3 protein-coding genes and 1 pseudogene are annotated in these 6,481 nt (G+C 72.5%); all 4 read right to left on the bottom strand.

Going from position 1 to position 6,481, the window contains the following annotated elements:
* Positions 1–197 (bottom strand): annotated as a pseudogene (locus IEY78_RS33525) (2-oxoglutarate dehydrogenase, E2 component, dihydrolipoamide succinyltransferase); the annotation flags it as partial.
* Positions 198–275: 78 nt separating this feature from the next.
* Positions 276–1,784: a maltokinase N-terminal cap-like domain-containing protein gene (locus IEY78_RS33520; RefSeq protein WP_189104779.1), complete on the bottom strand. Its 1,509-nt coding sequence runs from the start codon at positions 1,782–1,784 to the stop codon at positions 276–278.
* Positions 1,785–2,107: 323 nt separating this feature from the next.
* Entirely contained in the window at positions 2,108–3,826 is a 1,719-nt protein-coding gene (gene treS / locus IEY78_RS33515) for a maltose alpha-D-glucosyltransferase (protein ID WP_189104778.1), read from the bottom strand.
* Positions 3,823–5,826, bottom strand: a complete 2,004-nt coding sequence (locus IEY78_RS33510; protein ID WP_189104777.1) for an alpha-1,4-glucan--maltose-1-phosphate maltosyltransferase — start codon at positions 5,824–5,826, stop codon at positions 3,823–3,825. Before IEY78_RS33510 ends, treS begins: the two co-directional genes overlap by 4 nt.
* Positions 5,827–6,481: the final 655 nt, after the last annotated feature.

The following is a 6,481-nucleotide window of genomic DNA, read 5'->3' as shown; positions in this document are numbered from 1 at the left end:
GGGGCGGGGCGGGGGGCCAGCGGCGGCCGGGCGGCGGGAGCGCCGCCGGCCGTGTCCCGCGGGGAGTTCAGGCCTTCGGCGGCCGGCGGCCGGGCCGTCGCCGGGCGGCCGGAGAGCCCCGCCGTGCGGTCGTCGGTCGCGCCCCGGGCGGGCGCGGGGTCGGGGGAGTGCGGAGCGGACGGCGGGCGGGCGGTCACGGGAGGGCCTCCTCGGGCGGGGCAGCGGTCGGATCTCGGCGGGGCGTACGGGCGGCGGTGCGGTTCGTCGGCGGCCCCTCACCCCCGGCCGTCGGGCCCGGCGGACCGGGACGCGCCGGACCCGTCCGCCCCCACGGCCGGCTCCCCGCCCGCGGCCAGCCGCCGGATGGCGGCCATCGGGACGGACAGCCAGTCGGGCCGGTGCCGGGCCTCGTAGAGCACCTCGTAGACGGCCTTGTCGGTCTCGTAGGCGCGCATCAGTTCGGGCGCGGAGCGCGGATCGAGCCCGCCGGCCTCCGCGTAGCCCAGGCAGTAGGCGTCGCGGGTGCGGCGCGCCCAGTCCAGCGACCAGGGGTCGCCGCCGGCCGGTCCGCTGCGCGCCGCGTAGTCGAAGGAGCGCAGCATCGCCGCGACATCGCGCACCGCCGGCTCCAGCCGCCGCCGCTCGGCCAGCGGGCGGGCCGGCTCCCCCTCGAAATCGATCAGCGACCAGCGCCCCTCGTCGGCGGAGCGCAGCGTCTGGCCCAGATGCAGATCGCCGTGGATGCGCTGGGCGGCCCAGCCGCGGCCGTCGCGGCCGAGCGCGGCCAGCGCGTCGAAGGCGGTGCGCAGCCGGGCGCGGTAGGGCTGGAGCACGGGCACGGCGCGGGCGGTGGCGGTCAGCCGCTCGTTCATCCGGGTGGCGATCGTCTCCAGCTGCGGCTGGCGCAGCTCGCAGACCGGCAGCGTCTGGGCGAGCGCGGTGTGCACCTCCGCCGTGGCATGGCCCAGCGCCCGCGCCGAGCCGCTGAAGTCGGCCCGCACCGCCAGCGCGTTGAGCGCCAGCTGCCAGCCGTCCGCCGAGCCCGGCAGGAACGGCTGCAGCACGCCCAGGGTGGTCGCCTCGCCGCCCTCCTCCGCGGCCGGCGCCTCGAACCACGCGGCGGGCGCCGGCACCCGCGCGCACTTGGCGTCCGCCAGCGCCCGGGGCAGCTCCAGATCCGGGTTGATGCCCGGCTCGATCCGCCGGAAGACCTTCAGGATGAACGAATCGCCGTACACGATCGAGGAGTTGGACTGCTCGACGGCGATCGGCCGGCCGGTCAGCCCGGAGGGGATGACGGCGTCCGGCTCGCGGCAGAAGCGCAGCGCGCCGAGCCGGCCCGGTACCCGCAGCCGCTCCAGCAGCAGCCCGCACAGCCGCTGGTCGAGCAGCGCGTCGTAGACCGTGCGGCCGGCGAGCGGGCCGCCGGCGGGGCGGCCGATCGCCGCGGGCGCCAGTTGCGGCGGCGGCGCCGGGTGCACCCCGAGCAGCAGCTGGTAGCAGTCGCCGCCGGCCGGGGTGCGGCTCGGCGGGGCGCTCTGCTGGGCGCGGACGAGCAGATGCAGCAGGCCCGGCGTGCCGCCGTCGGCGGTGCACGGCAGCAGTTCGGTCGCCGAGAGCAGCGAGAAGCCGGTGACCATCCGTCCCTTGCCGGCGAACCAGCGCTGGCGGGGCACCCATGCGGTGAGCAGGGCGGCCAGCGAGGAGAGCAGATCCGGTGCGGCGGCGAGCGGGCGGCGGTCAGGGGTGTTGCGGGTGGCACGGGTCGAGGCGGTGTCCGACATGGCGTCGCGTCCTTTCCCCGGGCACACGACATATAGGGCCAAGTGTCCCGGAATGCGGCCTTGACTGTGCGGCGGCGCGGTGGGGGTACCCCCAGACGGAGTCCGGGAGGCCGTCGTGCGAGAGCGTCCGTACGGCAGCGGATGGTGGGCCCGTGCTGCTCCGCTGCGCGGTGTCCCCCCGGACCGGGGGACCGACGGGGCTCATCCGGCCCGCGCGATAGTAGGGAGACTGCCCGAGCGAAAGGTCAAAAAACGCCCGTACGCGCCATGTGGCCGCGTACGGGCGTGGTTCCCGGCACCCGTGCCCGGTCGGGGCAGGGGCGTCACCCGGAGTTTCTGCGCAGCCGGAACCAGTAGAAGCCGTGGCCGGCGAGGGTCAGCAGATACGGCAGCTCCCCGATGGCCGGGAAGCGCACCCCGCCGATGAGTTCCACCGGATGGCGGCCGCTGAACGCCCGCAGATCCAGCTCCGTGGGCTGGGCGAAGCGCGAGAAGTTGTGCACGCACAGCACCAGGTCGTCGTCCGCGCCGCCGGTGCCCGGCGCCTCCCGCAGGAAGGCCAGCACCGCCGGGTTGCTGGAGGGCAGCTCGGTGTAGCTGCCCAGCCCGAACGCCGGGTTCTGCTTGCGGATCTCGATCATCCGGCGGGTCCAGTGCAGCAGCGAGGAGGGCGAACTCATCGCGGCCTCGACGTTGGTGACCTGGTAGCCGTAGACCGGATCCATGATGGTCGGCAGGAAGAGCCGGCCGGGGTCGCAGGAGGAGAAGCCGGCGTTGCGGTCCGGCGTCCACTGCATCGGGGTGCGCACCGCGTCCCGGTCGCCGAGCCAGATGTTGTCGCCCATCCCGATCTCGTCGCCGTAGTAGAGGATCGGCGAGCCGGGCAGTGACAGCAGCAGGGCGGTGAACAGCTCGATCTGGTTGCGGTCGTTGTCCAGCAGCGGGGCCAGCCGCCGGCGGATGCCGATATTGGCGCGCATCCGCGGGTCCTTGGCGTATTCCGCGTACATGTAGTCGCGTTCTTCGTCCGTGACCATTTCGAGGGTCAGCTCGTCGTGGTTGCGCAGGAAGATGCCCCACTGGCAGCCGGAGGGAATCGCCGGGGTCTTGGCGAGGATCTCCGACACCGGATAGCGCGATTCGCGGCGGACCGCCATGAAGATCCGCGGCATGACCGGGAAATGGAACGCCATATGGCATTCGTCGCCGCCGACGCCGTAATCGCCGAAGTAGTCGACGACGTCCTCCGGCCACTGGTTGGCCTCGGCCAGCAGCACCGTGTCCGGATAATGCGCGTCGATCTCCGCGCGCACCCGCTTGAGGAAGGCGTGCGAGGCGGGCAGGTTCTCGCAGTTGGTGCCCTCCTCGGCGTAGAGGTAGGGCACCGCGTCCAGCCGGAAGCCGTCGATCCCCAGGTCCAGCCAGAAGCGCAGGGCGGAGATCATCTCCTCCTGGACCGCCGGGTTCTCGTAGTTGAGGTCCGGCTGGTGGGAGAAGAACCGGTGCCAGTAGTACTGCTTGCGCACCGGGTCGAAGGTCCAGTTGGAGGCCTCGGTGTCGACGAAGATGATGCGGGCGTCGGCGTACTGCTTGTCGTCGTCGGCCCACATGTAATAGTCGCCGTACGGCCCCTCGGGATCGGCACGGGACTCCTGGAACCACGGGTGCTGATCACTGGTGTGGTTCATCACCATGTCGATGATGACCCGCATGCCGCGGTGGTGGGCGGCGTCGACGAATTCCACGAAATCCGCCAGGTCCCCGAATTCGGGGAGCACCGCGGTGTAGTCGGCGACGTCGTACCCGCCGTCCCGCAGCGGTGAGGTGAAGAACGGCGGCAGCCAGAGGCAGTCCACCCCCAGCCATTGCAGATAGTCGAGCTTGGCCGTGATGCCCTTGAGGTCGCCGATGCCGTCGCCGTTGCTGTCCTGGAACGAGCGCACCAGGACTTCGTAGAAGACGGCCCGTTTGAACCAGTCGGGATCGCGGTCCTTGGCCGGGGTGTCCTCGAAGGTGTCGGGGACGGGCTCATTGACGATCAATTGGGTGACCCTCCGATCGGTGAGGACGGTCGCAGCGACAGCACATGGGCGGGCGCCGGAGAGCTGCCCGGCTCCAGGCGCACATAGTTGTCCCTGCCCCAGTGGTAGGTGTCGCCGGTGAGCTCGTCGCGCACCGGGAAGGACTCGTTTCGGCCGAGGCCGAGTTCCGGCATGTCCAACGACACCGTCGCCTCGTGGGTGTGGTGCGGGTCGAGGTTGACCACCGTGAGCACGGTGTCGGTCCGCTCGCCGTGCCCCTCGCGCTTGGAGTAGGCGAGGACGGCGTCGTTGTCGACCCGGTGGAAGTGCAGATTGCGCAGCTGCTGCAGGGCGGGGTGGCGGCGGCGGATGCGGTTGAGCGTGGTGATCAGGGGGGCGATGGTCTGCCCCTGACGTGCCGCCGCCGCCCAGTCGCGCGGTCTGAGCTGGTACTTCTCCGAGTCGAGGTACTCCTCGCTGCCGGGTCGCGCGGGCGTCGCCTCGCACAGCTCGTAGCCGGCGTAGACGCCCCAGGTGGGGGACAGGGTCGCGGCCAGCACGGCGCGCACCTCGAAGGCGGGGCGGCCGCCCTCCTGGAGGTAGGCGTGCAGGATGTCGGGGGTGTTCACGAAGAAGTTGGGCCGCAGATAGGACGCCGACTCCCCGGACAGCTCGGTGAGGTACTCGGTCAGCTCCCGCTTGGTATTGCGCCAGGTGAAGTAGGTGTACGACTGGTGGAAGCCGACCTGGGCGAGGGTGTGCAGCATGGCCGGGCGGGTGAACGCCTCGGCGAGGAAGAGCACGTCCGGATCGGTGCGGTTGATCTCGCCGATCACCTTCTCCCAGAGGGCCACCGGCTTGGTGTGGGGGTTGTCCACGCGGAAGATCCGCACGCCCTTGGCCATCCAGAAGCGCAGCAGCCGCTCGGTCTCGCGGACCAGCCCGCGGAAGTCGGCGTCGAAGGCCAGGGGGTAGATGTCCTGGTACTTCTTCGGCGGGTTCTCGGCGTAGGCGATGGAGCCGTCGGCGCGGTGGTGGAACCACTGGGGGTGCAGGGTGACCCAGGGGTGGTCGGGGGAGCACTGCAGCGCGAAGTCCAGGGCCACCTCCATCCGCAGCTCCCGGGCCGTGCGCACGAAGTGCTCGAAGTCCTCGAAGGTGCCCAGGGCGGGGTGCAGGGCGTCGTGGCCGCCGGCCGCCGAGCCGATCGCCCAGGGCGAGCCGACATCGTCCGGGCCGGCCGACAGCGCGTTGTTGGGGCCCTTGCGGAAGGCGGTGCCGATGGGGTGGACCGGCGGGAGGTAGACCACGTCGAAGCCCATCGCGGCGACAGCCGGCAGCCGCTCGGCGGCGGTGCGCAGGGTGCCGCCGACGGTCGTGCCGTCCGGGGTGACGGCGGCGCCCTCGGAGCGCGGGAACAGCTCGTACCACGAGCCGTACAGGGCCCTTCGGCGCTCGACGACCAGCGGCATCGGGCGCGAGACGGTGAGCAGTTCGCGCAGCGGATGGCGCGCCAGCACCTCGGTGACCTGCGGGGCGAGGGCGGCGGCGAGCCGGGTCGCGGCGGGCAGGGCCGTCTCGCGCAGCGCGTCCACGGCGGCGAGCACCGCCTCGCGCCCCTCGCTCTTGGGGACCTCGGCCGCCGCCCGCTCGTGGAGTTCGGCGCCCTCGGCGAGCACCAGCTCGGTGTCGATGCCCGCGGGGATCTTGATGCCGGCGTGCCGGCGCCAGGTGCGCACGGGGTCGGACCAGGCCTCGACGGTGAACGACCAGCGGCCCTCGACGGCGGGGGTGACCTCGGCGCTCCACCGGTCGGTGCCGGGCTGCCGTTCCCGCATCGGGGTCCAGGGGCCGCAGCGGCCGGCCGGATTGCGCAGCACCACATTCGCCGCGACCGCGTCGTGCCCTTCGCGGAAAACGGTGGCCGAGACCTCGAAGGTCTCGCCCACCACGGCCTTCGCCGGGCGGCGGCCGCAATCGATCTGCGGGCGGATGTCCAGAACAGGAATGCGACCGATCATGGGCTCACCTGGCTTTGTGGAGCTTTGCCGTGTTTGCTGTATTTTTTGGGTTTTGCCCTTTCTATCCGCTTTTCGGTATGGGGAACGGGTCCGAGCATGGGCGCTCCTGTCCGCTTTCACTCGGTTGGCGGATGGCACGGCGGTGCGGGGTGATGCTCTCCGGCCGTCCGTGGCCGGTGGTTCCCCCGGTGGATCCGAGGTGCGGGGGTGCCGCCGGGGTCCCACGGCACTCCTGGTGAGCCCTCCCGCGCGGGGGCGGGGAGGTCCGCCGGGCGGTGGCCGGTGCGGCGGCGCGCGGGTGGCGCGGCCCGGCGGGCGGGCCTTCGCCCCGTACGGAACGGGTCCGGCGCCGCGCTGACACGGTCCGGTTCGCCTCCTCAACTCGATGCGATCACAGCGGAGTTGCGGTGTGCGGAAGGTGCGGTGCCGCGCCGGGGCCCGTCGGCGTCACTTCGCAGCCTTCCCCCAGGAGGTGGTCCGTACAAGGGTGCATGAGGGGGTGGAATCAGCCATATCGGCGGACGCGGCGGTAGCCTGCACCGGCTCCGCCCGGCCTGCGAAGTCCTGTGCGGCGGGGACGGGTTGGGGCGCCGGCGGGCACACGCGGACGCCGGCGCGTCCGGGGCGGTGGCGGCGGCGCTGCGGCGGCGGGCGG

This window comes from Streptomyces kronopolitis (genome assembly GCF_014646275.1).
In the GTDB taxonomy this organism is placed as follows: domain Bacteria; phylum Actinomycetota; class Actinomycetes; order Streptomycetales; family Streptomycetaceae; genus Streptomyces; species Streptomyces kronopolitis.
This window is presented reverse-complemented; position numbering and strand designations above follow the sequence as displayed.